This is a genomic window from Gemmatimonadaceae bacterium, assembly GCA_035533755.1.
Taxonomy (GTDB): domain Bacteria; phylum Gemmatimonadota; class Gemmatimonadetes; order Gemmatimonadales; family Gemmatimonadaceae; genus JAGWRI01.
Genome location: DATLTC010000009.1, coordinates 297,038 through 323,223, shown reverse-complemented (window position 1 = coordinate 323,223; position 26,186 = coordinate 297,038). Strand labels below are relative to the sequence as shown.

Genomic DNA, 26,186 nt, shown 5'->3' with positions numbered 1-26,186 from the left:
GCCGGGTAGCGATGGTCGGTCGTGATAACCGCTGAATGCATCTAAGTGGGAAGCACCTCCCAAGATGAACTCTCCCGGGGCCATGAGCCCCCTGAAGGGCCGGGGTAGACCACCCCGTCGATAGGCCGCCCGTGGAAGCGTAGCAATACGCTCCGAGCGTAGCGGTCCTAATCGCCCGTGCGGCTTGACTACTCCCAAAGTAGCAACTGCAAGCAAAGCAACACGATTTCTGTGGATTCCGTCCACGATCTACCATGCCTCCGCGGTCATTCACTGTTCGACCGTCGTGCCGTCATTCGTGCGGTGATCCCGCCCGTTGCTCCCACTCGGTGGCAACTCGCTCGATCGCTCCTCCGCACCCTTCCGGCCGACACACAACTGATTTGCTGGCGACTAGAGCGTAGGGGCCACACCCGTTCCCATTCCGAACACGGCAGTTAAGCCCTACAGCGCCGATGGTACTCCGCCCGAGAGGGCGCGGGAGAGTAGGCCGTCGCCGGCACCCTCTAACACTTCGCCCCGGTCGTGAGTCCACGGCCGGGGCGATGTGCGTTTCCGTGACCCCCGACCCGCCGTCGGTCGTCCTGCTCCGGGCCCCCGCCCGTGCCTGCACGCGTTCCCTACGCCAACCGTCCGCCATGCCCCGCGCTGGATTCATCACCGTTGCCGGAAAGCCAAACGCCGGGAAGTCCACCCTCCTCAACCGGCTCGTGGGCGAGAAACTCAGTATCGTGAGTTCCAAGCCCCAGTCCACGCGCGATCGCGTGGTAGGCATCCGCACGGTCGACGACACCCAGATGGTCATCCTCGACACCCCAGGGCTCCTCAATCCCCGGTACGCCCTCCAGCGCGCCATGCGCGCCACCGCCCTGCGCGCCCTCCAGGACGCCGACGTCATCCTCTACCTGATCGACGCTGCCGACCCGGCCCCGCTCACCCTCGCCGAGGCCGCCCAGGTCGAGTCGCCCATCCGGGGCCTGGTGCTCACCGTGTTCAACAAGATCGACACGCTGACCCCGGAGGCTCGCGCCGCCCTGGCCGCCCGTGCCCCCGACGCCCTCCGCATCTCGGCGCTCACGGGCGAAGGCGTGGACACGCTCCTCGAACAGTGCCGCCTGCACCTGCCCGAGTCGCCCTTCCTCTACCCGGACGACGAGATCAGCGCCCAGACGGTGCGCTTCTTCGTCGGGGAATTGATTCGCGAGACGGCCCTCGAGCAGCTCGAGGAGGAACTGCCGTACAGCATCGCCTGCGAGATCGAGGAGTTCCGCGAGGGGCAGTCGCCGGTGTACATTCGTGCGGTCCTTCATGTCGAGCGGGAGAGCCAGAAAAGAATCCTGATCGGCGCGAAGGGCGCGCGCGTGCGGAGCATCGGTCAGGCGGCGCGCGCCAAGATCGAAGCATTTGTGGGAGAACGGGTGTATCTCGACCTGTGGGTGAAGGTCCTGCCCAACTGGCGCAAGAACGCCGTGGCCCTCAATCGCTTCGGGTATCGGCTTCCCGAGGAGCCACCGCAATGAGCGTGTCGCCCCAACTGCTGCAGATCCTCGTGTGCCCCAAGTGCAAGGGCGACCTGGAATACCGCCCCTCGGACGAGGTCCTGGTATGCCCGGCCTGCCGACTGCGGTATCCCGTGCGCGACGACATCCCCGTCATGCTGATTGATGAGGCGACTCCCTTCTAGCCTCCGGCGTCGCATCGGCTGGTGCGCGGCGGCGGCGCTCGCCGGCATCATCGGCGCTGCCCCCGCGCGCGCGCAGGGCGGGATCGCCACGGGCGGAGGCCTGGAGCTGGTCCTGCCCGTGGGCGCGCAGGCGGTGGGCATGGGAGAGGCCGTGGTCGCCGACTTCCTGGGCAGCGAGAGCCTCTGGTGGAATCCGGCCGCCCTCGGCCGCCAGCAGTACCGCGAGCTGGCGATTCACCACAGCCAGACCTTCGCCCTCACGGGCGACGCGATCACCGCCGTGGTCCCGCTCCCGTCGATCGGCGTCGTCGCGCTCTCGGCCGATCTCTACAGCTACGGCACGCAGGACATCACCGACGCCACCGGGACCTACGGCACGTTCACGCCGCGGGCGACGATCTTCGCCGCCACCTTCGCCTCCAGCGTCGGCCCCCGGATCGACATTGGGCTGAACTACAAACTCTACGAACTCGGCATCAGCTGCAGCGGCGGGTGCGTGGGCGTCCCATCACAGAGCGCCTCCACGACCGCGCTCGACCTGGGCGCGCAGGTCCGGGTCTCGCGCGATTCCTCGCTGTACCTGGGCATCGCGCTCCGCAACGTGGGCCCGCGCCTCCAGGTGAACGACGCGCCGCAGGCCGATGCGCTGCCCACCCGGCTGGATATCGGCCTGACCTACGCGCCGCGCATCGCTTCTCTGGGACCGGACGCGGCTGTCCGGTTTGGCGTGGGGGTGGTGAACGCCATTCCCGCCACCGGGCCTGGCCTGCGATTCGGCGCCGACCTCGGGTGGCAAGAGAAGGTGCACGTGCGCGCGGGGTACGTGTACCAGGGGCCGGGCGGCTCCGGGCCCACGATCGGCGTCGGGGCCAGGACCGGCCGCCTCGATTTCGAGATCGCGAGGCTGTTCAGCGACAACGTCGCCAACACGAGCCAGCCGCCCACCTTCTTCTCGCTCCGGCTGATCTTCTGATGCGGCGCGTCGCTCTCGCCGGGCTGATGCTCGCGCTCGCCGGCCCGGCGAGCGCGCAGCGGTCCGCGGTGGTGGTGCATCCGGTGCGCCTCGGCGCACCCGACCTCGAGCGGCCGGGGCGCGTGCGCAGCGACGGCAACTCGCTGTTCGACCTTCCGCTCTGGACCGCCCCCGTGGCGTCGGCGATCCTGCCGGGCGCCGGACAGGCACTGCTGCATCAGCAGCGTTTCGTTGCCTACCTCGCGGTCGAGGGATTCGTCTGGCTGCAGTACCTCAAGGATCTCCGCGATTGGCGGCAGCAGCGCACGGCATATCGCGATCTGGCGGCACAGGTGGCACGGTCGCCGTTCACGGCGTCGCCGCCGGTGGGCAACTGGGCATATTACGAGAGCATGGAGCATTTTCTGGAGAGCGGCGTGTACAGCGTCACCGGCTCGACCACCAACGTGGAGCCCGAGTCCGACGAATCCACCTACAACGGCAGCCAGTGGCTGCTCGCGCGGCGGCTGTACTGGCCCAACCCATCGGTGCCGCCGCCGACGCAGTCGGCCGCGTACCAACAGTCCCTGGCGTTCTACGAGAGCCGGGCCGTCCGCCCCGAGTACCGCTGGTCGTGGCGGAACGCCCAGCTCGAACAGGACCTCTACCGGCGCAGCATCAACAAGGCGAACGATGCCGTGCGACGCGCCACGTCGGATCTTGGCGTCATGCTCGCCAACCACGTTCTGAGCAGCGTGGACGCGTTCGCCGCGCTGCGGCTGCGCATCAGTTCGCCGGCCCGCGACGAGTATCAGGTGGGGTGGCAGGTGGGTCTTCCCTTCGGGCAGCGGTAGGGGGCCGGTGTGTTCCATCTCCTCCGTCGACGCGTCGATTGCGCAACCTGCGACGCCGCCGGTGTTTGACTTGACCTTCCGCCGCCGGTATCTTGGCGTGCCACACGTCCCCAGCCTCGCCTCGTGACCGTCGCGAAACAACACGCCCTGGTCTTCACGCTCAACGAGCAGCCGTTCCCGGCAGTTGTAGAGGGGTGGCTGCTCGGCCTCGGGCTGTCGGTGCTGCGGGTCAGCACGTCCGACGAGCTGATGGCCGTCTCGTTGCGCGGCCGGCCGCGCGTGGTGGTATTCGACGCCAGACACCGGGCCTCCGAGGTCTTTGCGGCCTCCAAGCGCCTCAAGGCGGACTCGTACACGGCCGTCGTGCCGGCGGTGATGGTGTCCGAGGACACCCACGAATCGCTGGCCGCGGCGTTCGCGGCCGGGGCGGACGAGGTGGTGCGCATGTCGCTCAGTGCGCCCGAGGCCGCCATCCGGCTCGACGCGATGCTCCGGCGCTCCGATCGGGACCTGGTGGTGCATCCCTCCACCCGGCTGCCCGGGGCGGTGGAGATCGAGGCCGAGATCACGCGGCGGCTGCCTGGAACCGAGCTGTTCGCCATGTGCTACGCCGATCTGGACCACTTCAAGGAATACAACGACCGCTACTCGTACTACGACGGCGATCGTTGTATCCGGATCCTGGCCAAGGTGCTGCACGACGTGGTGAAGGGCCTGTGCCGCGACGACGGATTCGTGGGCCACATCGGCGGGGACGACTTCATCTTCATCATCCCCCTGGAGGCCGTGCCGGAGGTGTGTTCGGAGATCGTGTTCGTGTTCGACACCCTCATCCCGTACCAATATTCGGAACAGGACCGGCGCGCTGGTTATTTTTTTGGGAAGGATCGCCGCGGGCAGCTCCATCGCGTGCCGCTGATGACCGTTTCGATTGGGGTGGTGACCAACGAGCGGCGTCGGTTCACGCACGCGGCGCAGATGAGCGAGCTGGCTACCGAAATGAAGAGCTATGCCAAGACACTGCCGGGTTCGGTGTACACGATCGATCGGCGCACGGATGAATCGGCGCTCGACGAGATTCACGTCGAAGGGGCAGGAGCGACTGGTGGGACGGAGGAGCAGTGAACGTCACGTGTCCTGAGTGCCGATCGGTATTCCGGGTGGATCCGTCCAGGATCCCCGGCGGCGCCGTCCGCGCCCGTTGCTCGGTGTGCGGCGGCGTCATCACGATCGTCGCCGACGGGGCGGCGGCGCCCGACGAATTCGCCGTTGCCGGCGCATCCGCCACGGCGTATTCGGCGCCCCGTCCCACGCCGGTTGCGGCGCCGGTGGCTCGTGCGACTCCGCCCATTGCTCCGCCCGCGATGATCACGCCGGCCGCGGCCATGCCTTCGCCGGCCGCCGCGCCGCCGCCGCGGGTCACGCCGCGGGTCACGCCGCCGCCGCTCACGGCCCAGCGGCCGGCGATGTCGCCTGTGCCACCGGCGGGCGCCCCACGGCGCACGGTGGCGCCCTTTTCGGGGCCCCGGGCGGCGGCTACTACCCCGGGTAGCCGCGCCGTCACGGCGCCCAGCGCTCCGCCGCCGGCTGCTGCCCCAGGCGCGGCTGTCCCCGCGCGGCCGGCGGCGCCGCCTCCGGCGCCACCCGCCCCGGTGCCCGTCGTGGCGCCGCCTCCCGCGCCCGCGATCGCTGCCGCGCCCATGGCTACGCCGGTCGGGACGGCGTCCGCGACGCCCCAGCGCACCCCGATCAATCCGTTCCTGGCCAACGATCCCAATGCAAAGGCCAAGCGATTGGCGCGGGCGCTCATTTCCGACCTCATCGTGTATTTCCCGCAGAAGCGCGAGGAAGGGGTGCGCGACGGCACCCTCAAGCAGTTGTTCCGGGAAGAGATCAAGAAGAGCTATGAGGAGTTCGTGGAGCAGGTGGGGAAGGAGTTCGCGGAATCGACCACGCATTTCACCGACGCGCTGAACGACATCCTGGCCGGCGGCCAGCGGCTGTTCTCGAGCCCCGTGGGGTAGAGCGAACCCGCCGGCAGGGCTATGTTGCGGTGTGAAGCACGTGCACCGAGCCGTCCGCGTCACGCTGGGCGGCTCGTGTCTTACCGGAGAGTGGAATGGCGGAGAGCGAACGGACGAAGACGTTGCGCGGATACGACGAGCGCCTCTCCGAGTTGCGGAGGTATCTTTGACATTGACGGCAAGCGGGAGACGCTGACCGGCCTCGAGGCGCGCATGGCGGAGGGCGGCTTCTGGAACGATCAGGAGGCTGCGCAGAAGGTGGTGCAGCAGGTCAAGGCGCTCCGCGGATGGGTGGAGCCGTTCCGCACGCTGGGCGATCGGGTGCGCAGCGGGATCGAGTTGGCCGAGATGCTGGATGCCGAGCCCGAAGACGAGATGGCGGCGGAGCTGGATCGCGACACCGCGCGTCTGGGTGAAGACGTGGAAGCGTTCCGGCTGCGCTCACTCCTGTCCGGACCCGACGACTTTCGTGACGCGCAGGTGGAGATCAGCGCCGGCGCCGGCGGGACCGAGGCCCAGGATTGGGCACAGATGCTGATGCGCATGTACACGCGCTGGGCCGAACGCCGGGGCTACGGGGTCGAGATCCTGGATCTGAGCGAAGGCGAGGAGGCCGGCATCAAGGGGGCGGTCCTCGAGATCAAGGGCGCCTACGCGTTCGGATTCGTCAAGGCGGAGACGGGAGTGCACCGCCTGGTGCGGATCTCGCCGTTCGACGCGCAGGCCCGGCGCCATACGAGCTTCGCTTCGGTGTTCGTGTATCCGGTAGTCGACGAGGAGATCAACATCGAAATCCGCGACGAAGACCTGCGGATGGACGTCTTCCGGGCCTCGGGCGCCGGGGGCCAGCACGTGAACAAGACGAGTTCGGCGGTGCGCCTCACGCACATGCCGTCGGGGATCGTCGTGTCGTCGCAGGCGGAGCGGTCGCAGCACAAGAACAAGCAGACGGCGCTGAAGATGCTCAAGAACCGCCTGTATCAGATGGAGGCGGAGAAGCTGGCGAAGAAGAAGGCCGCGTTGGACGCCACCAAGGCCGACGTCACGTTCGGCAGCCAGATCCGCAGCTACGTCTTCCAGCCCTATACCATGGTGAACGACCACCGCACCGAGCTGAAGATTCCCGACGTGCAGAAGGTGATGGACGGCGGCATCGATCCGTTCATCGAGGCGTACCTCACCGGGAAGGGGTCGGCTACATGAGCGAAGATCTCAACTTCGTGCAGCGAGCGCGCCGCGAGAAGCTGGCCGAACTCGAGGCCCGCGGGGTGCCGCCGTACGCGTACCGCTTCGCGCGCTCCCACGACGCCGAGCAGGCCGTGGCGCTGCTGCCCGAGGGCCAGGAGGAGGGCCCGGTGGTCCGTGTGGCCGGCCGCGTCGTGGCCTGGCGGGCTCACGGGAAGACGACGTTCGCGCACCTGACCGACGGCAGCGGCCGCCTGCAACTGTACTTCAAGCGGGATCTGCTGGGCGAGGCGGGCTATGCGCTGCTCGAGCTATTCGACATCGGCGACATCATCGGCGTGTCGGGGCCGTTGTTCCGCACCCGGACGGGCGAGGTGACCGTGCGGGCCGAGTCGGTGGAGATGCTGGCCAAGTCGCTCCGCCCCCTGCCGTTCGGCAAGGAAGAGGTGGTGGACGGCGAGGTGGTGCGCCATTCGGGATTCGCCGATCCGGAGCAGCGGTACCGCCAACGGTACGCGGATCTTGCGGTGCACCCGGAGGTGCGCGCGCTGTTCAAGGCCCGCACGGGGATGACGCGGGCCGTTCGGGCATTCCTCGACGATCGCGACTTCCTCGAGGTGGAGACGCCGGTGTTGCAGCCCTTGTACGGCGGCGCGGCGGCCAAGCCGTTCACCACGCACCACAACGCGCTGGACATGCCGCTCTTCCTGCGCATCGCCGACGAGCTCTACCTCAAGCGCCTCGTCGTGGGCGGTCTCGAGCGCGTGTACGAGATCGGCCACGACTTCCGCAACGAGGGCATCGACCGGACACACAATCCGGAATTCACGATGCTCGAGTTCTATCAGGCATACGCCGACTACGACGACATGATGACGGTGGTCGAAGCGTTGGTGGCCGCGGCGGCGCGGGCGGTGGCGGCGGTGCCGGCGTTCGGGGACCGGGTGCCGGTGCTCGCGCCGCCGTTCCCGCGCGTGGAGTGGCTGCCGTCGCTGAACGCGGCGCTGGGCGCCGACGCGATGGCGCTGAGCGACGCCGAGTTGCGCGCCGAGGCGCGGCGTCGAGGCGTGGAGCGCACGGACGATCTGAGCCGGCCCAAACTACTCGACGAACTGTTCCAGGCCCTCGTGGAATCGCAGATCGACGCGCCGACGTTCGTGATCGACTATCCGGTGGAACTCTCGCCGCTGGCCAAGCCCAAGCGGGGCAACCCGGCGCTCACCGAGCGGTTCGAGCTGTTCGCGCGCGGCCGGGAGCTGGCCAACGCGTTCAGCGAACTCAACGATCCGATCGATCAACGGGCGCGGTTCGAGGCCCAGGCGCGTCTGCGGGCCGCCGGTGACCTCGAGGCGAGCGGCGTGGACGAGGACTACCTGCGGGCCATGGAATACGGCATGCCGCCGATGGGCGGCGTCGGGATCGGGCTCGACCGGCTGTTCATGTACCTCACCGACACGCCGAACATCCGCGACGTGATCCTCTTTCCCACGATGCGCCCGGAATGACACGTCTCGAGCTCGCGATCGCCTGGCGCTACCTGCGTAGTCGCCGCGGGTCGCGACTGCTGTCGTTGATCAGCGTGATCGCGATCGGCGGCGTCATCATCGGGGTGAGCGCGCTCATTCTGATCAACGGCGTGATGACCGGTCTCCAGACCGATCTGCGCAACAAGATCCTGCTCGGGAGCCCGGACATCCGGGTGCTGACTTACGGGGACGATCTGACGATGGCGCACTGGGACTCGATCCTCCCGATCGTGAAGCGCCAGCGCGGCGTGGTGGCCGCGGCGCCGTTCGTGCTCGTGCAGGCGATCATGACCGGCGGGCACCAGTACACCGACGGCGTGATGGTCGAGGGCATCGAGCCGAGTGGGAGCGGCCAGGCCCCGGTGACCGCGATCCGGAAGATGGTGCGTGCCGGCGACTTCTCGTTCCGTACGGCGGACGGTCGCGATCGCGGGATCGTGCTCGGCAATCGCCTGGCCGAACGCCTCGACGTCACGCCGGGCATCGATACCGTGACCCTGTTCTCCCTCGGCGGCGCGACCATCTCGCCGGTGACGGGAATGCCGGAGCCTCACGTGGAACGACTGCCGGTGACGGGCATCTTCGCGTCGGGGATGTTCGAATATGACAACACCTATGTGTTCACGTCGGTGCAGACGGCCCAGCAGATCGCGCAGCTCGGGCACGCCGTGACGGGGATCGAAGTGAAGACGCGGGATCTGTGGGGGGCGCCCGCCGTCGCGTCGGCGCTGGCCGACACGCTGGGCTATCCGTATCGCACCGAGGACTGGCAGCAGCAGAACGCGTCGCTGTTCCAGGCGCTCAAGCTGGAGAAGCTCGGCATGGCGGTCATCCTGCTGCTGATCGTGCTGGTGGCGGCGTTCAATATCGTGAGCACGCTGACGATGGTCGTGGCCGACAAGACCCGCGAGATCGGGATCCTGCGCGCGATGGGCATGCCGGCGCGGTCGATTCGCCGGATCTTCCTGGCCCAGGGAATCGTGATCGGGGTGGTGGGCACCGGCGCCGGGCTGGTGCTGGGGCTGGTCGCCGGCGTGGCGGTGGATCGCTACCGTCTGATTCCGCTCGATCCGAAGGTATATTTCATCGATCACCTGCCGGTGACGACGCATCCGCTGGATGTCTCGCTCATCGTGCTGGCGAGTCTCGCGATCGCGGCGCTGGCCACGATCTACCCGGCCGTTCAGGCCGCCAAGTTGTACCCGGTCGAAGCGATTCGGCACGAATGATGGTGCTCCAGGCCTCGGACCTCGCCAAGACGTACCTGGGCGGTGATGGCGGACTGCTCACCGTGCTGGACGGCGTGTGCCTCGACGTGGCGCGCGGCGAGATGGTGGCGATCGTCGGCGCGAGCGGGGCGGGCAAGAGCACGCTCCTCAACCTGCTCGGCGCGCTGGACCGCCCCACGCGGGGCGAGGTGCTCATCGACGGGGTGGCGGTGAGCGGTCTCGACGATGACGCGCTGTCGCGCCTCCGCAACCGGCGGATCGGGTTCGTCTTCCAGTTCCACCATCTGCTGCGGGAATTCAGCGCGCTCGAGAACGTGATGATGCCGCTGCGCCTGGGCGGCACCGAGACTGCGGCCGCGCGCGTGCGGGCCGAGGTCCTGCTCGACCGGGTGGGCCTGTCGTCGCGCATGCATCACCGGCCGGCCGAGTTGTCGGGCGGCGAGCAGCAGCGCACGGCGGTGGCCCGGGCCCTGGCCATGGATCCGGCGCTCGTCCTCGCCGACGAGCCGTCGGGCAATCTGGATCATCTCAATAGCGAACGGCTGCACGAACTCCTGTCGTCGCTGGCTCGCGATCTCTCGATCGCGATGGTCGTCGTGACGCACAATCGGTCACTGGCCTCGCGCGCCGATCGCGTGTTGCTCCTCGAGGACGGGGTGCTGCGGCCGACCGATCTGCAGGAGGTGCTGGCCTGATGCTCTGCGACAGTTGCCGGGACCGCGATGCCGTGGTGCATCTCACGCAGATCGAGAACAACACCGTGACGCAGATCCACCTGTGCGAGCGGTGCGCGGCGGAGCGCGGCGTGGAGACGACGATCGCGGAGCCGAAGCATCCGCTGGGCGAGCTCCTGCACTCGGTGCAGCAGCAGTTGGTTCCGGCGGCGGACCGCGAGGAACAGTGCGCGTTCTGCGGGTCGACGATGGCCGACTTCCGGGCCACCGGCCGATGGGGGTGCCCGCGCTGCTACGTGGCGTTCGAGTCGAGCATGCGGGGTCTGCTGCGGCGGGTGCACGGCAGTTCGCAGCACGTGGGCGAGTCGCACCTCGTGCCCCAGTCCGAGGCGGTGGAGCGCGTGGCGAAGCTGGGCGAGTTGCGGGAACGCCTCCGCCGGGCCATCGAGGCGGAGCAGTTCGAGCTGGCGGCGGATCTCCGCGACCGGATCCGGGTGCTCGAGTGATCGACCTCTCCCTGCTCCCCGACGGCGGCGTGGCGTGGCTCGACGCGTCGGGCCGGAATGCCGAGGTCGTGCTGTCCACGCGGATCCGGCTGGCGCGGAACCTCGAGGGGTTTGCGTTCACGGCGCGGGCGCGGGACGGGGAGCGGCTGCGCGTGCTGTCGCAGGTGGCGGCGGCGGTCGAGGAGATCGCGCCGCTCCGCGGCAGCCTGCTCCTGCGGGTGGACGAGATGCCCCCGCTCGACCGGCTGCTGCTCCACGAGCGGCATCTGGTGAGCAAGGAGTTGGCGGGGCTGGATGAGCAACATCCGCTCCGGAGCGGAGCCGCCGTGGTGCTGAGTGATCAGACGAGCGTGATGGTGAACGAGGAGGACCACCTGCGGCTCCAGGCGATGCGTTCCGGGTTCGCGCTGCCGGAGGCCTACGCCCAGATCCACGAGGTGGAGCGCGAACTGGGGGGGCGGCTCCCGTTCGCCTACCACCACGAGTTCGGATTCCTCACCGCCTGCCCGACCAACGTGGGCACGGGGATGCGGGCTTCCGTGCTGATCCACCTGCCCGGCCTGGTGCTCACCAAGGAGATCGCCAAGGTGCTGGCGGGGCTGCAGCAGATGGGGCTCACCTACCGCGGCCTGTACGGGGAAGGCAGCGAGGTGGTGGGCAATTTCTTCCAGATTTCGAACCAGACCACGCTCGGACGCTCCGAGGAGGAACTGCTGGACCAGATGCTCCGCGTGGTGGGGCACGTGGTGGAGCGGGAGGAGGAAGCGAGGCGTGTGCTCTGGCGGGACGCCGGTTATATTATAGAGGACAAACTGTGGCGCGCGTTCGGTACCCTCCGCTATGCCCGGAGCCTCACGTTCGACGAGGCGATGAACTTCCTCAGCGGCGTCCGGTTGGCGGCGGGGCTGAAACTGATACGCGGGCTCAGTGTATACACGCTCAACAAGCTCCTGATCTTCTCCCAAGCCGCACACCTGGCCTACGCCGAGGGACGGCCGCTCAGCGAAAGCGAAGCATGTCAGGCGCGCGCGCGGTACGTGCGGAACGCGCTCGAAACGGAAGCCGGATCGATCGAGTGACGTTGTTCCGGCCGGACTCGAGGGTACGATGAACGGCTACAACTTCACCGAGCGGGTCAGGAAAGTCCTCGCGATGGCGCGGGAAGAAGCCGCGCGCCTGCATCATGAATACGTCGGCACGGAGCACATCCTGCTCGGCCTCATCCGCGAGGGTGAGGGGGTGGCGGCTACGGTGCTGCAGAACCTGAACGTCGAACTCGACGAGGTGCAGCAGAAGATCGAGGAGACGGTCCGCAAGGGAAAGGCGGCACAGGCCACCGGTCCCGATCTGCCGTATACGTCCCGCGCCAAGAAGGTGCTCGAGCTGGCGATGGCCGAAGCACGGGAACTCAACCACAGCTACGTGGGCACCGAGCACCTGCTGCTCGGGCTCCTGCGGGAAGAGAAGGGCATCGCGGCCCAGGTGCTGACCGAGGCGGGCGTGAGCCTCGAAGCGGCGCGCGCGGAGACGCTGCGCATCCTCGGCACCGACGTACAGGCCGGGGCCACGGCGCAGCAGGGCGTGGGCCAGCCGCCGCCGACGACCGCTCCCAAGGGCGACAAGAAGTCCAAAACGCCGGCGCTGGACCATTTCTGCCGCGATCTCACCCAGCTGGCGGCCGAGGGGCAGCTCGACCCGACCATCGGCCGGGGCAAGGAGATCGAGCGCGTGATGGAGGTCCTCACGCGCCGCAAGAAGAACAACCCGGTGCTGATCGGTGAGCCCGGCGTGGGCAAGACGGCGATCGTCGAGGGCCTGGCCCAGCTGATCGCGAACGGCGAGTGCCCCGAATCGCTGCGCGACCACCGGGTCCTGTCGCTCGACATGGCGGCCGTGATCGCCGGCACCAAGTATCGCGGCCAGTTCGAGGAGCGGCTCAAGGCGGTGATGAACGAGATCGCCCAGAACAAGAACGTGATCCTGTTCATCGACGAGTTGCACACGTTGGTGGGCGCCGGCGCCGCCGAAGGCGCGATCGACGCCAGCAACATGCTCAAGCCGGCCCTGGCGCGCGGCGAACTGCAGTGCGTGGGCGCCTCCACGCTCAATGAGTACCGCAAGTACATCGAGAAGGACGGCGCGCTGGAGCGCCGCTTCCAGACCGTGATCGTCGACCCGCCGACGGTGGACGAGACGATCGAGATTCTCAAGGGGCTGCGCCAGAAGTACGAAGACCACCACCACGTGACGATCCCCGACACCACGCTGACGGCGGCGGCCAAGCTGTCGGAGCGCTACATCACCGACCGGTTCCTGCCCGACAAGGCCATCGACGTGATCGACGAAGCGGGCGCGCGGGCGCGGCTCGCCGCCCAGGCGCCGCCGCCCGAAGTGGCGGAATTGAAGGGCCAACTCGAAAAGGTCAGCGGCGACAAGGAAGCGGCGGTGCGCGATCAGAATTTCGAGCGCGCGGCCAGCCTCCGCGACACCGAGCGTGAACTGCAGGGTGAGATCCGCCAGAAGCAGGAAGCCTGGGAAAAGCGGCGCCAGTCCCACCGGCCCGTGCTCGGGGAAGAGGAAGTGGCGTTCATCGTCAGCCGCTGGACGGGCATCCCGGTGACGCGGCTCCAGGAGGCGGAAACCACGCGCCTGCTGCGCATGGAGGACGAGCTGCACCAGTCCGTGATCGGCCAGGACGAGGCGATCCGGGCCCTGGCGCGGTCCATCCGGCGCAGCCGCGCCGGCCTCAAGGACCCCAACCGGCCGATCGGGTCGTTCATCTTCAGCGGGCCGACGGGCGTGGGCAAGACGGAGTTGGCGCGCTCGCTGGCCCGGTTCCTGTTTGCCGATCCCCAGGCGTTGATCCGCGTGGACATGAGCGAATACATGGAGAAGTTCTCCGTGTCGCGCCTGATCGGCGCCCCGCCGGGGTACGTGGGATACGAGGAGTCGGGCACGCTCACCAAGGCCGTGCGGCGCAAGCCGTACAGCGTGATCCTGCTCGATGAGATCGAGAAGGCGCATCCGGACGTGTTCAACATCCTGTTGCAGGTGCTGGACGAGGGCCACCTGACCGACAACTACGGCCGGGTGATCGATTTCAAGAACACCGTGGTGATCATGACGTCCAACGTCGGCGCCCGGGACATCACCAAGGGCAAGACGCTGGGCTTCGCGACCGGAGACGGCCAGTCGAATTTCGATCGCATCGCGGAACGCGTGCGCGAGGAGCTCAAGATTACGTTCAACCCCGAGTTCCTCAACCGGTTGGACGACGTGATCGTGTTCCATCCGCTGGATCGCACCCACATCGCGCAGATCGTCCAGATCATGCTGCGCGACGTGCGCAAACGGCTGAGCGAGGAGGAGTTGACGCTGACCCTCACCGACGCGGCCACGGACTTCCTGGTCCAGCACGGGTATGATGAGAGCTACGGCGCCCGCCCCCTCAAGCGCGCCATTCAGCGGTTCATCGAAGATCCGCTCTCGGAGAAGATCCTGATGGGCGAGTTCTCGCGCGGTGAAGAGCTCGAAGTAGATGTCTCGGCGGACGGCACCAAGCTCGACTTCCGCGTGCTGGCGGGCAGCACCAAGGCGTAGGCGGTACTCACCGGCCGGCCCCGGGCCCCTGGGGGGGCCGGGCCGGCCGCATTGTGTATATTTAGGATCTCCATGCGCAGACTGGTTTTACCTCTCATCGCCATCCTCGTGACGGCGTCGGCGGCCGTTGCCCAGGACACCGGGACGGCCGGTGCGTGCACACAGCCCGATTCGGTGCTGTTCCGCGGCAATACGCGGCTCGGGGATGCGATCCTGGCCGGCGACGCCGGGATCACGCCCGGTTCGCCGCTCAACTACCGCATCCTGCAGCGGGCGATCAAGGCGCTGTACGGCACCCTGCAGTTCGATGACGTGCGGGCGATGTGCGAGCCGCGCCCGAACGGCAAGTCGGTGCTGGTGTTCCTGCTCAAGGAACGCCCGGTGCTGGTGGACGTCGACGTCGCGGGCCCGGAGCGGGTATCCATCGGCTCGGTGCGCGATCAGGTGGATCTGCTGATCGGGCGCCCGATCGATCCGCAGCAGGTGGCGCGGTCGATGGTGAAGATCGATTCGCTCTATCAGGCCAAGGGCTACGCCTTTGCCCAGGTGCGGGCCGAGACGACGTACGTGGATAGCACGTCGGCTCGCGTGCTCTTCCACGTGGACGAGGGCCGGCGCACCGCCGTGTCGGGCATCAAGGTGGAAGGCAACAAGGTGGTGTCGGCCAACGATATCGTGGCGGCGATGCAGACCAAGCCCGAAGGGTTCTTCTTCTGGCACAAGGGCGAACTCGACGACGCGGCGCTGGCCAGCGACATCACCGAGCGCATTCCCGGACTCTACGCCGATCGCGGCCTCATCGACATGCAGGTGGTGAAGGACACGACGATCCTCGATCGGGCGCGTGGCAAGGCGCTGGTCGACCTGCAGGTGAAGGAGGGCCGACAGTATCACGTGGGCGAGTTCTCGGTCGAGGGCAGCCGACAGTTCACGAGCCAGGAAATCGCCAAGATGTACCCGTTCACGCCGCACTCGAGGACGATGATGCAGACCCTGAAGGGCCTGCTCCATCCGGGCGTCGAGCAGGATGCCACGATCTTCAACCGCTCGGCGTGGGACGACGCGACCTCGCACGTCCAGGACGCGTACGCGAATGAAGGCTACATCTACGCGCGCGTGAACCCGGTGGTGGAGCGCGACATCCAGGGCGACTCGGTGGCCAAGGTCAACCTGCGGTGGGAGATCTCGGAAGGCTCGCCGGCGATCATCAACCGCGTGAACATCACCGGCAACGATATCACCGACGAGACCTGTATCCGGCGGCAGTTGATGGTGGTTCCGGGCGACGTATTCAACAAGGATCGCCTGATGCAGAGCTACCAGAACATCTCCAACCTGGGGTTCTTCGATTCGCCCCTGCCCGAGCCGAGCGTGGAGCCGTCCAATAACCAGGGCGATGTGAACATCACGTTCCATGTGAAGGAGAAGCGCACCGGCAACATCAATTTCGGCGCGTCGGTGGGACAGGGCACGGGCATCGGCGGGTTCATCGGGTTCGATCAGCCGAACCTGTTCGGGCGCTGCAAGAAGGGCTCGGTGCAGTGGCAGAAGGGGCAGTACATCAACGACTTCAGCATCTCGTACACCGACCCGGCCATTCAGGAATCGCAGTATTCGGGCTCGATCACAGCCTACCACTCGCAGTCGCGGTTCACGATCCAGAACATCGGCCAGAGCACGACCACGGGCGGCCAGATCCGGTTCGGCTTCCCGGTGGCGGGCTCCCGGTGGACCCGCCTGTTCGTGAATTACGGCGGCGAGTCGGTGAAGTACGGCAACTATGGGCTCGTGGGAACCATCCCCACGTGCAGTAACGGCAGCGGCCAGGCCACGAGCTGCTTCCGGTCCACGGTGGGCGTCACGCTCGACCGCGATACGCGGCTGGGCATGCCGTTCCCCACGTCCGGCGTCCACCAGTCCGTGGAAGCCGAATTCAACGGTGGCCCGCTGGGCGGCTCGGCGTCGTACCAACGGTACACGGGCGAGATGCGTTCCTATGCGACACTGGGCACCATCGGCGGCAGCACGCTGGCCTCGCAGCCGATGGTGGTGGTGGCGGGCCTCTCGACGCGCTGGGGCGCGCTGTTCGGCGATCCGGGACCGTTCTTCGTCTCGCAGTCGTTCGCCATGGGTGGGGTGCAGTACGGGGAACCGCTGCGCGGCTACAGCGAGTTCTCGATCACGCCGCAGGGCTACATCTCGCAGACCAACCAGTACCAGGCGCAGCGCGCGTCGTTCGGCAACGCGTTCTTCAGCGCCACGGCGGAACTCGGGCTGCGAGTGAATCAACAGTTGTATCTGGACGCCTTCTACGATGCCGGCAACGTTTATGCGACGCCGAGTGACTTCAATCCGACGCGCCTGTTCCGCGGCGTCGGATTCGGCGGCTCGGTAGTGACGCCGCTCGGCCCGTTGGGTGTTGATCTGGGGTACGGCCTCGATCGGACCGATGCCCAAGGGCGGAGGGCGCCCGCATGGCAGGTGCACTTCAAATTCGGACAGTTCTACTAATCGGAGCGTTCATGCAATCCATCGTTCGTGCGACGGCCCTGGTGGCCGTCGGTCTTGCCCTCACCGCGGCCCCAGGTCGCGCGCAGCAACCGGTTCCGCAGCCCAAGATCGTCTACGTGAACACGCAGGCGCTGCTCGACGTGGCGCCGGGCCGGGCCGCGGCCGAGTCGACGTACAACAAGGAGTCCGCCGCGTGGGGCGATGAGCTCAACAAGCTCACCACCACGATCCAGACCATGATCTCCGATTACCAGAAGGCGGAGCCGACGCTCACCGCAGCGGCCAAGGACGCGCGCCAGAAGGCGATCCAGGCCAAGCAGCAGGAGTATCAGGATCGGCAGAACCAGCTGAATCAGCAGGCGCAGGCGCGGCAGACCGAATTGATGGGCCCGGTCATGCAGGCGGTGCGGGACATGCTCGACAAGATCCGCGAGGAGAATGGCTACTCCCTGATTCTCGACCAGTCGGCGGTGGTGGACGGCGACAAGAATCTGGACATCACCGACAAGGTGGTGGCGCGGCTCAAGATCGCGGCTGCGGCGAAGAGCGACTCGTCGGCGAAGGCGGTCAAGAAGCCCAAAGATTCGCCGCTCGAGTGACGTCAGGAACGGCTCCGAACGATCGTGGCGGTGAGGGCGCTCGCGTCCTCACCGCCGGTGCTATTGCCCAGCTCGTGGGCGGGACGCTGATCGGTGATGGGGCGGCCGAGGTGCGGGGGATCGCGGCGCTCGATAGGGCGAGCCACACCCAGTTGAGTTTTTGCGGGTCGGCCAAGTACGCCGCGCTGATGGCCGGATCGTCGGCCGCCGTGATCCTCGTGTCGGCGGAGACGTCCACGTTGCCGTCGGGTGCGGCGGCGCGCATCGTCGTCGACAAGCCGCACGACGCGTTGCTCTCGTTGATCCCGCGCTTCTACCGGATGCCGGAACGGGTGCCGGGCATCCATCCCACGGCGGTCATCGGATCGGGCGTGACGATGGGGGCCGCGCCGAGCGTGGGCCCCTACGCCGTGATCGAGTCTGGCGCGGTGCTCGGCGACCGGGTGACGATCGACGCCCAGACGTTCGTGGGCGCCGGCGTGCACCTGGCGGACGACGTGCATCTCTACCCCAGCGTGACGGTCTACGCGAACGCCCGGCTGGGACGGCGCGTGATCGTGCACTCCGGGGCGCGCATCGGATCGGACGGGTTCGGCTACGTGTTCCGCGACGGCAAGCACGACAAGATCCCGCACGTGGGCGGGTGCATTCTCGAGGACGATGTCGAGGTGGGCGCCAATTCCACGATCGACCGCGGGAGCATCGACGACACGATCGTCGGCGCCGGCACGAAGATCGACAACCTCGTCCAGGTGGCGCACAACGTCCGCATCGGACGGTTGTGTCTGCTCATGTCGCAGGTGGGGGTGGCCGGCTCGGTGCACATCGAGGACGGGTGTATCCTGGCGGGGCAGGTGGGCGTGGCGGGGCACCACACGATCGGCAAAGGCGCCACGGTGGCCGCGCAGGCGGGCGTCTTCGGCGACATCCCGGCGGGCGAGACCTGGTCCGGATATCCGGCGCGTCCGCACAAGGACGCCCTGCGGGCCCAGGCCGCGCTGTTCAAGGTCGCCGGGCTGATGCGCCGCATCGAACGACTGCTCGAGAAGTCGGAGGACGTGTGAGGCGGCGCACGATCGGGGGGGCCCAGTCGGTGGAAGGCGTCGGGCTGCACCTCGGCGTGGTGTCCCGCCTGACGTTCCAGCCGGCGCCCAGCGGACAGGGGGTCGTGTTTCGCCGCACCGATCTGCCGGGCGCGCCAACCATCCCCGTGAGCGTGGATACGGCGGTCCTCACCGATCGGCGCACGCAACTGGGGCACGATCCGCAGTCGGTGCACACGGTGGAGCATGTGCTGGCGGCCGTTGGGGCGTTGGGCATCGACGACCTGACCATCGAGCTGGACGGCCCGGAGCCGCCGATCGTGGACGGGAGCGCGGCGCCGTTCGTGGACGCGCTCACCCGGGCCGGCATCGCGCCGCAGCCGGGAATCGCGCAGTATTGGGAGTTGCAGGAGCCGGTGCGCGTGGTGGACGGTGAGTCGGTGTACGAGGCGTACCCGGCGCCCGGACTCGAGCTGGATGTCACGATCGACTTTCCGCATCCGCTGATCGGACGCCAGCGCTGGGCGTCGCGCATCGATGCCGACGTCTTCGTGCGGGAGTTGGCGCAGGCACGGACCTTCGGGTTCACCCGCGAGGTGGAGTCGCTGCGCGCCATGGGCCTGATCCAGGGGGCGTCGACGCAGAACGTCGTCGTGCTCGACGAATCAGGGGTGGTGGAGAACGCCTTGCGGTGGCCCGATGAATTCGTGCGCCACAAGGCGATGGATTGTGTGGGAGATCTGGCGCTCGCCGGCGCGCGCGTCCGCGCGCGGGTGGTGGCCGTGAAGCCGAGTCATCGCGGGACCGTGCGACTCGTCCGCGCGATGCGCGCGGCGCTCAAGAAGGAGACGACTGTGCTGCAGATTGACGATATCATCAAGGTGCTGCCGCACCGATACCCGTTCCTGCTCGTGGACCGGGTGCTCGAGATGGAGCCGCGGAAGCGCATCGTGGGGCTGAAGAACGTCACGATCAACGAGCCGTTCTTCCAGGGGCATTTTCCCGGGCATCCGATCATGCCCGGCGTGCTGATCATCGAGGCGATGGCGCAGGTGGGCGGGCTGCTGCTGATGGGCGCCCTGCCCGATTCGCACAACAAAGTCGTGTATTTCACGTCGCTGGATCACGTGAAGTGGCGGCGGCCGGTCCGGCCCGGCGATCAACTGCGCTTCGAGCTCGACATGCTCCATATCCGGGGCACGATGTGCAAGATGAAGGGCGTGGCCAAGGTGGACGGCGAGATCGTGGCCGAGGCGGAGATGGGCGCCATGGTACGCGACCGATGAGCGCCGCCATCCATGCCACGGCGATCATCTCGCCCGATGCCAAGATCGGCGCCGACGTCGAGATCGGGCCCTGGGCGATCGTGGGCGAGGGATGCACGATCGGCGACGGCTGCAAGCTCGCGGCCCGCGTGGTGCTCGAGAAGAACGTGTTTCTCGCGCCGCGCGTGAAGATCGGCATCGGCTCGGTGCTGGGCGGCGACCCGCAGGATCTGAAGTACAAGGGCGAGTACACGACGGTCGAGGTGGGCGAGGATACGGTGATCCGCGAGTATTCGACGATCAATCGCGCCACCACGCAGTCGTATCACACGACCGTGGGCAAGAACTGTTTCGTGATGTCGTATGTGCACCTGGCGCATGATTGCCACGTCGGGGACCATGTCATCCTCGGCAACGCCGTGCAGTTCGCGGGGCACGTCACGGTCCATGATCGCGCGATCGTGTCGGGCCAGAGCGCCGCGCATCAGTTCGTGAAGATCGGCGCCTATGCGTTCATCGGTGGCTGCTCGCGCATCGCCAAGGACGTGCCGCCGTACGTGAAGGCGGTGGGCAACCCGATCAAGCTCTACGGGCTGAACAGCATCGGGCTCCAGCGCAACAACTTTCCGGAACCCGTGTTGCGCGAACTCAAGAAGGCGTATCGCATGTTCTTCAAGTCGGAGCTCAATGTGTCGCAGGCCAAGGCGCGGGCCCAGACCGAGCTCGAACAGTTTCCGGAAGTCGTGCGGTTCCTCCAGTTCCTCGAAGACAGCGACCGCGGGGTGGTGGTGTGAGGGATATTCGTGTCGGAGTGATCGGAGCGGGAGCGCTCGGGTTCCATCACGTGCGCATCCTGCGCGACATGCCCGGGGTGGCGTTCGCCGGCTTCTACGAGGCGAAGGCCGACCGCGCGGCCCACGTGGTGGGAGAACTCGGCGTGCGGGCGTTCGACAGCGTCGAGGCGTTGCTCGACGAGGTGGACGCGGCGACGATCGTCGTCCCCACGCCGGCCCACCACGCGGTGGCCAAGGTGGCGCTGGAGCGGGGCAAGCACCTGCTCATCGAGAAGCCCATCGCCGCCACGCTCGACGAGGCCGACGACCTCGTGCGCATCGCCGCGCGCACCGGCGCGCTCATCCAGACCGGGCACGTGGAGCGGTTCAATCGGGCCATCCGCGCCGCGCTCCCGTACGTGGATGCGCCGCGGTTCATCGAGAGCGATCGCCTGGCGCCGTTCAATCCGCGGGGCTCGGACGTCGCCGTGGTCCTCGACCTGATGATCCACGATATCGACCTCGTGCGCACGCTCGTCGGCGGGCCCGTGGCGGGCCTGACCGCGGTCGGGATTCCCGTGCTGACGCCGTTCGTGGACATCGCGAACGCGCGGCTGGAATTCGCGTCGGGCGCCGTGGCCAACATCACCGCCAGCCGCGTGTCGCGCGACCGCACGCGCAAGCTGCGCATCTTCCAGGGCAGCGGGTACCTGTCGCTCGATCTGGCGGCCGGCAACGGCGAGTTCTATCGGCTGCGCACCGACGTCGACATGGCGGCGCTGGCCAAGGCGTCGGCGTCGGTGGAGGCGTTCGTGGAGCGCGTCCCGCTCGAGGCGCCGGAGGGCGAACCGCTGCGGCTGGAATTCGAGAGTTTCCTGCAGGCGGTGCGCGGCGAGTCGCCGGTGATGGTGAGCGGCGAGGACGGACGCGAGGCGCTCGCCGTGGCGCTGCGCATCGTTCGCGAGATCGAACGCACGCTGCCGGCGCTCAAGGGCGCCGGGGTCGGCACGCGTGCGTGAGGTGCTGTTCGTCGCCGGAGAAGCGTCCGGCGACCTGCATGCGTCCGGCGTCGCGCGCGAACTGACCGCCCGCGGGGCGCCGTTCGCGCTGGTGGGCGTCGGCGGCGACCGGATGCGCGACGCCGGCGTGACGCTGCTCGAGCACGCCGATACGATGGCCGTGATGGGGTTCGTCGAGGTCCTGCGCCACCTGCCCAGGCACTGGGCGCTGCTGCGCCGGCTCGAGGCGCGCATCCGCGGCGGCCAGGTGGCGCTCGTGGTGCTCATCGACTACCCCGGCTTCAACATGAAGATCGCGAAGATCGCCGCCAGCGCCGGCGTGCCCGTGCTGTACTACATCACGCCCCAGGTGTGGGCGTGGGGCGCGGGACGGCTGGACAAGCTCGCGCGATGGGTGACGCGCGCGGCGGTCATCCTGCCCTTCGAACAGGAGTTGCTGGCCGCCCACCACATCGATGCCACGTTCGTTGGACACCCACTGCTGGATGGCGCCGCCCACATGCCCGACCGGGCCGCGGCGCGTGCCACGCTGGGTCTTCGCGACGACGCGCCGGTGCTGGCCCTCTTCCCGGGCAGCCGCGAGCAGGAGATCCTTCGCCACCTGGACGATTTCGTGCGGGTGGCCGACGAACTGCGCCGCCGCGATCCGCGACTCCAGGTCGTCGTGAGCGTGGCGCCGACCGTGGCCCTCGACCCGGCCAAGTGTCCATTCCCCATGGTGCACTCCGCCTCGTTCACCGTGCTACGAGCCGCCGATGCGGCGATGTGCAAGAGCGGAACGACGACGCTCGAAGCCGCCGTCGCGGGGTGCCCCCTCGTCGTGGCGTACCGGACGAGCGCGATCACCTTCGCCCTGGCCAAGCGGCTGGTGAAGATCCCGCACATCGGGCTCGTCAACGTGGTGGCGGGCCGGAGCGTGGCCCCGGAGTTCGTCCAGGACGCCCTGCAGCCGGCCGCCGTGGCCGACGCGCTGGAGCCTCTCCTGCGCACCGACAGCCCCGAGCGCGCGGCAATGCTGCTGGGGCTGGCAGACGTCCGCGCGGCCCTGGGAACGCCGGGTGCCGCCGGGCGCGTGGCCGACATGGCGGCGACGCTGGCCGCGGCGGGGGCCGCATGAGCGCCACCCACGACGACTGGCGCATGCGGTGGATCGTGCGCGCCGGGCTGGTGATCGTGGGACTGCTCGGACGTACCTGGCGCGTGCGCTACGTGAACGATGCCGCGCTTCGTGAAGCGCGCCGCACCAAGCAGCCGGTGGTGATCGTCATCTGGCATGGCCAGCTGTTGCCGCATCTCTGGGTCCACCGGCGCCAGAACATCAGCGTGCTGATCAGCGAACACCGTGATGGCGAGATCATCGCGCGCGTTGCCGAGGCGCTCGGCTACCGGCTGGTCCGCGGCTCGTCGTCGCGCGGGGCCAGCCGGGCACTGGTGGCGATGGTTCGCGAGCTCCAAGCGGGGTACGACGTGGGGATCACCCCCGACGGTCCGCGCGGCCCCAACCACAGCTTTGCTCCCGGCGCCCTCCTCGTGGCTCAACGCGCGAACTGTCCGGTGATTCCGTTCGGCGCCCATGTGTCGCGGGCCTGGCACCTGGGAAGCTGGGATCGATTTGCAATTCCCAAGCCCTTCGCCCGCGTCACGATCGCGTACGGTGATCCCATACCGCCACCAACGGGCGATCCTGGCAGCCTGGCAGCCCAAACACCGCGGTTTCTGGCCGCCCTGGAGGCCGCGGTGGCGGCGGCGGGCGGCCCGGCTGTGAGCGCGGCGGGGGCAGCGGGGGAGCCAGGTTGAGGTCGCTCGTGGCTCGGGTCTGGTTCGGGCGCGGTCCGGCGGCTCGGCTTGCGCGGGCCGCGCTCTGGCCGGCCGAGCTGGTCTATCGGGCGGCGTCGGCGGTCCGGAATGGGCTGTATGACTGCGGAATGCTGGCGGTGATTCCCGCTGCCATTCCCGCAATCAGCGTGGGCAACCTCACGGTGGGCGGGACAGGCAAGACCCCGGTGACGGCCTGGCTGGTGGCGGAACTGTCCCGCCGCGGCGCGCGGCCTGCGGTCGTCCTTCGCGGATACGGCGCGGACGAACCCCTGGTACACGAGCGGCTCAATCCTGGGGTGCCCGTGGTGTGCGATGCCGACCGCGCGGCGGGGCTTCGCCGGGCCAGGGCAGAGGGGGCCACGGTGGCCGTGCTCGACGACGCGTTCCAGCACCGGCGGATCGGCCGCGTGGCGGATCTGGTGTTGGTGGCGGCGGAACGCGGGCTGCAGGCCCGGCGACTCCTGCCGGCGGGCCCGTACCGGGAACCGGTCGGGGCACTCGGCCGGGCGTCACTGGTGGTCGTCACCCGCAAGACCGCCTCGCTGGAGCAGGCCGCGGCGGTGATGGCGCAGGCGGCCAAGATTTCGGACGCCCCCGGTGCGGTGGTGAGCCTGGCGCCGGCGTCGCTGGAGCGGGTGAACGGAGGTGCGTCCCTGCCGCTCGACGCGCTGCGGGGCCGGCGCGTGGTGCTGGTGACCGGAGTGGGCGAGCCGGGTATCCTGGCCGACCAGCTGCGCGCGCTCGGCGCCGAAGTGGAGCTTCACGCCTTCCCGGACCATCACGCGTTCACGGATGCCGATCTGGCCGGTGCTTCGGCCGCGGCTGCGGAAGGCGATCTGGCCCTGTGCACGCTCAAGGACGCGGTGAAGATTTCGTCGCGGTGGCCCGGCCGCGTGCCGCTATGGTATGTTTCACAACGGCTGAGCATTGAACTGGGGATGGAACACATGGAAGAGGTGCTCGAAGCAACCCTGGCGAGGCTCCGCTCCAACCCTCCAACCGCCGGATAACGCCGGTTTCTTTCCGAATCCCATGGCAACTGATCTCAGACTGCCTACCGATAGAATCGTTCGCCCCGACAAGGACCGCTTTCTCGACGAGGAGAATCCTTTTGAGGGGATGATGTCACGGTTCGATCGCGCGGCCGAATTGCTCGATCTCGAACCCGGGCTGTACAAGGTGCTGCGCCATCCCGAGAAGCAGATCATCATCTCGATTCCGGTGATGATGGACAACGGCGAGGTGGAGGTATACACCGGATACCGCGTGCTCTACAACACGTCGCGCGGGCCCGCGAAGGGCGGCATCCGGTTCGACATGCGCGTGAACCTCGAAGAGGTGAAGGCGCTCGCGGCCTGGATGACCTGGAAGTGTGCCGTCGTCAACCTGCCGTTCGGCGGGTCCAAGGGCGGCGTGATCTGCGACCCGTTGAGCATGAGCGTGGGCGAGCTGGAGCGCCTCACGCGCCGGTACACCTCGGGCATCATGAGCACGCTGGGGCCCGATTCCGATGTCCCGGCACCCGACGTCAACACCAATGAGCGCGTGATGGCGTGGGTGATGGACACGTACTCGATGCACATGCGCCACACGGTCACGGCAGTGGTCACCGGCAAGCCGGTGGAGATGGGCGGTTCGCTCGGCCGTCGCGAGGCGACCGGGCGCGGGTGCATGATCGTCACCAAGGAAGCGCTCAAGCATCTGGGCATGCCGATCAAGGGCACGACCGTGGCCGTGCAGGGCTTCGGCAACGTGGGTTCGGTGGCGGCGCAGCTCCTGGTGCGCGAGGGGTGCAAGGTCCAGGCGATCAGCGACCGCACCGGCGCCTACCACAACAAGGGCGGCATCGACATCGACGCCGCGATCAAGCACGTGCGGGACCACAAGTCGCTCGAGGGGTTCACGGGGGGCGACGCGATTACGAACGACGAGCTGCTGACGCTCGACGTGGACGTGCTGGTGCCGGCAGCGCTCGAGAACGTGATCACCAGCAAGAACGCCGGTCAGATCCGTGCCAAGATCATCTGCGAGGGCGCCAACGGTCCGACCACCGCCAACGCCGACACGATCCTCGACGAGAAGGGGGTGTTCGTGATCCCCGACATCCTGGCCAACGCCGGCGGCGTGACGGTATCGTACTTCGAATGGGTGCAGGACCGCGGCGGCTACTTCTGGACCGAGGACGTGGTGAACGAGCGCCTCACCGACATCATGCGAAACAGCTTCGCCGATGTGTTGCGCCTGTCCCTCACGCACAAGGTGAACATGCGCACGGCGGCGTACATGCTGTCGATCAGCCGCGTGGCCACCGTGCACCGGCTCCGCGGCGTGTACGCGTGATTCACGGCCGAGCCCGCTCGGCATGAAGGTCATCGTCGCCGTCGTCGGCCGGCCGCGGGATGCGGGGCTTGCGGCGGCGATCGAGTCTTACGAAGCACGGGCGGCGCGGTACTGGCCGCTCGAAGTACACGAGGTCCGGGAGGAGCCGGCGCGGTCGGCGTCCCCGGACCTCGTTCGTTCCCGCGAGGGCGAGCGCCTGGCCGCCAAGGTGAAGGGGGCCGACGTGGTGGTGTGCGACGAGCACGGCGACCGCATGACCTCGGCTGCCTTCGCGCTGTTCCTGCAGCAGGCGAGGGAGCGGGCCCGCGACGTCGCGTTCGTGGTCGGAGGCGCGTTCGGCGTGGCCCCGGCGCTCCGCGACGCCGCGGTCAAGCAGTTGGCCCTCGCGCCCTGGACGCTCCCCCACGAGATGGCGCGGCTGGTGCTCGCCGAACAGCTCTATCGCGCCGGGACGATCGTTCGGGGGGAACCGTACCACAAATGACCGCTCGGGCCGCGCCGCGTCGCCGCTCGGGCCGCTGTGGCTTGGGTCTCCCGCGTGTGGCTATCTTGGTGTCCATGTTCGCCCGCCGTCCGTACCAGAT

The 26,186-nt window shown here is 68.1% G+C and carries 24 protein-coding genes and 2 rRNA genes; all 26 read left to right on the top strand.

Annotation, left to right across the window (positions count from 1 at the left end; translation table 11 throughout):
- Positions 1-192 (top strand): 23S ribosomal RNA (locus VNE60_02140); the annotation flags it as partial.
- 193 nt (positions 193-385) lie between these two features.
- Positions 386-502, top strand: a 5S ribosomal RNA gene (gene rrf / locus VNE60_02135).
- 43 nt (positions 503-545) lie between these two features.
- Entirely contained in the window at positions 546-1,520 is a 975-nt protein-coding gene (gene era / locus VNE60_02130) for a GTPase Era (protein ID HVB30306.1), read from the top strand.
- On the top strand, positions 1,517-1,684 hold the full coding sequence (locus VNE60_02125; protein ID HVB30305.1) for a Trm112 family protein: 168 nt from the start codon (positions 1,517-1,519) through the stop codon (positions 1,682-1,684). The genes era and VNE60_02125 overlap by 4 nt, the downstream gene beginning before the upstream one ends.
- Positions 1,665-2,657 (top strand): hypothetical protein, encoded by a 993-nt coding sequence (locus VNE60_02120; GenBank protein ID HVB30304.1) that lies wholly within the window; start codon positions 1,665-1,667, stop codon positions 2,655-2,657. The genes VNE60_02125 and VNE60_02120 overlap by 20 nt, the downstream gene beginning before the upstream one ends.
- The gene (locus VNE60_02115) at positions 2,657-3,490 is read left to right on the top strand and encodes a hypothetical protein (GenBank protein ID HVB30303.1); all 834 of its coding nucleotides are present in this window, start codon (positions 2,657-2,659) and stop codon (positions 3,488-3,490) included. Before VNE60_02120 ends, VNE60_02115 begins: the two co-directional genes overlap by 1 nt.
- 123 nt (positions 3,491-3,613) lie before the next feature.
- Positions 3,614-4,615, top strand: coding sequence for a diguanylate cyclase (locus VNE60_02110; GenBank protein HVB30302.1), 1,002 nt, complete (start codon positions 3,614-3,616; stop codon positions 4,613-4,615).
- Between the two features lie 575 nt (positions 4,616-5,190).
- Positions 5,191-5,514, top strand: coding sequence for a hypothetical protein (locus VNE60_02105; GenBank protein HVB30301.1), 324 nt, complete (start codon positions 5,191-5,193; stop codon positions 5,512-5,514).
- 95 nt (positions 5,515-5,609) lie between these two features.
- Positions 5,610-6,717 (top strand): peptide chain release factor 2 gene (prfB, locus tag VNE60_02100; protein ID HVB30300.1). Its coding sequence is split into 2 segments (ribosomal slippage): positions 5,610-5,666 and positions 5,668-6,717, totalling 1,107 coding nucleotides; the frame shifts between segments, so codons are not numbered across the junction.
- Positions 6,714-8,204: a lysine--tRNA ligase gene (gene lysS, locus VNE60_02095; GenBank protein ID HVB30299.1), complete on the top strand. Its 1,491-nt coding sequence runs from the start codon at positions 6,714-6,716 to the stop codon at positions 8,202-8,204. The genes prfB and lysS overlap by 4 nt, the downstream gene beginning before the upstream one ends.
- Entirely contained in the window at positions 8,201-9,454 is a 1,254-nt protein-coding gene (locus VNE60_02090) for an FtsX-like permease family protein (protein ID HVB30298.1), read from the top strand. Before lysS ends, VNE60_02090 begins: the two co-directional genes overlap by 4 nt.
- Positions 9,451-10,149, top strand: a complete 699-nt coding sequence (locus VNE60_02085) for an ABC transporter ATP-binding protein (protein ID HVB30297.1) — start codon at positions 9,451-9,453, stop codon at positions 10,147-10,149. The genes VNE60_02090 and VNE60_02085 overlap by 4 nt, the downstream gene beginning before the upstream one ends.
- Positions 10,149-10,634, top strand: coding sequence for a UvrB/UvrC motif-containing protein (locus tag VNE60_02080; GenBank protein HVB30296.1), 486 nt, complete (start codon positions 10,149-10,151; stop codon positions 10,632-10,634). Before VNE60_02085 ends, VNE60_02080 begins: the two co-directional genes overlap by 1 nt.
- The gene (locus VNE60_02075; protein HVB30295.1) at positions 10,631-11,713 is read left to right on the top strand and encodes a protein arginine kinase; all 1,083 of its coding nucleotides are present in this window, start codon (positions 10,631-10,633) and stop codon (positions 11,711-11,713) included. The genes VNE60_02080 and VNE60_02075 overlap by 4 nt, the downstream gene beginning before the upstream one ends.
- 28 nt (positions 11,714-11,741) lie before the next feature.
- Positions 11,742-14,234: an ATP-dependent Clp protease ATP-binding subunit gene (locus tag VNE60_02070; protein ID HVB30294.1), complete on the top strand. Its 2,493-nt coding sequence runs from the start codon at positions 11,742-11,744 to the stop codon at positions 14,232-14,234.
- A 72-nt stretch (positions 14,235-14,306) separates the two neighbouring features.
- Positions 14,307-16,745 carry an outer membrane protein assembly factor BamA gene (gene bamA, locus VNE60_02065; protein ID HVB30293.1) on the top strand — a complete coding sequence of 813 codons (2,439 nt, stop codon included), beginning with the start codon at positions 14,307-14,309 and terminating at the stop codon, positions 16,743-16,745.
- Between the two features lie 11 nt (positions 16,746-16,756).
- Positions 16,757-17,344: an OmpH family outer membrane protein gene (locus VNE60_02060; GenBank protein HVB30292.1), complete on the top strand. Its 588-nt coding sequence runs from the start codon at positions 16,757-16,759 to the stop codon at positions 17,342-17,344.
- Positions 17,341-18,408, top strand: a complete 1,068-nt coding sequence (gene lpxD / locus VNE60_02055; GenBank protein ID HVB30291.1) for a UDP-3-O-(3-hydroxymyristoyl)glucosamine N-acyltransferase — start codon at positions 17,341-17,343, stop codon at positions 18,406-18,408. The genes VNE60_02060 and lpxD overlap by 4 nt, the downstream gene beginning before the upstream one ends.
- A complete protein-coding gene (gene lpxC, locus VNE60_02050) occupies positions 18,405-19,673 on the top strand; it encodes a UDP-3-O-acyl-N-acetylglucosamine deacetylase (protein HVB30290.1) in 1,269 nt (422 codons plus the stop codon). The genes lpxD and lpxC overlap by 4 nt, the downstream gene beginning before the upstream one ends.
- Positions 19,670-20,446: an acyl-ACP--UDP-N-acetylglucosamine O-acyltransferase gene (gene lpxA / locus VNE60_02045; protein ID HVB30289.1), complete on the top strand. Its 777-nt coding sequence runs from the start codon at positions 19,670-19,672 to the stop codon at positions 20,444-20,446. The genes lpxC and lpxA overlap by 4 nt, the downstream gene beginning before the upstream one ends.
- 17 nt (positions 20,447-20,463) lie before the next feature.
- On the top strand, positions 20,464-21,444 hold the full coding sequence (locus tag VNE60_02040) for a Gfo/Idh/MocA family oxidoreductase (protein ID HVB30288.1): 981 nt from the start codon (positions 20,464-20,466) through the stop codon (positions 21,442-21,444).
- Positions 21,437-22,561, top strand: a complete 1,125-nt coding sequence (gene lpxB, locus VNE60_02035) for a lipid-A-disaccharide synthase (protein ID HVB30287.1) — start codon at positions 21,437-21,439, stop codon at positions 22,559-22,561. Before VNE60_02040 ends, lpxB begins: the two co-directional genes overlap by 8 nt.
- The gene (locus VNE60_02030) at positions 22,558-23,241 is read left to right on the top strand and encodes a lysophospholipid acyltransferase family protein (GenBank protein ID HVB30286.1); all 684 of its coding nucleotides are present in this window, start codon (positions 22,558-22,560) and stop codon (positions 23,239-23,241) included. The genes lpxB and VNE60_02030 overlap by 4 nt, the downstream gene beginning before the upstream one ends.
- Positions 23,242-23,249: 8 nt before the next feature.
- On the top strand, positions 23,250-24,272 hold the full coding sequence (gene lpxK / locus VNE60_02025; GenBank protein ID HVB30285.1) for a tetraacyldisaccharide 4'-kinase: 1,023 nt from the start codon (positions 23,250-23,252) through the stop codon (positions 24,270-24,272).
- Positions 24,273-24,294: 22 nt separating this feature from the next.
- Positions 24,295-25,602 (top strand): Glu/Leu/Phe/Val dehydrogenase, encoded by a 1,308-nt coding sequence (locus VNE60_02020; GenBank protein ID HVB30284.1) that lies wholly within the window; start codon positions 24,295-24,297, stop codon positions 25,600-25,602.
- Between the two features lie 22 nt (positions 25,603-25,624).
- The gene (locus VNE60_02015) at positions 25,625-26,086 is read left to right on the top strand and encodes a 23S rRNA (pseudouridine(1915)-N(3))-methyltransferase RlmH (GenBank protein ID HVB30283.1); all 462 of its coding nucleotides are present in this window, start codon (positions 25,625-25,627) and stop codon (positions 26,084-26,086) included.
- Positions 26,087-26,186: the final 100 nt, after the last annotated feature.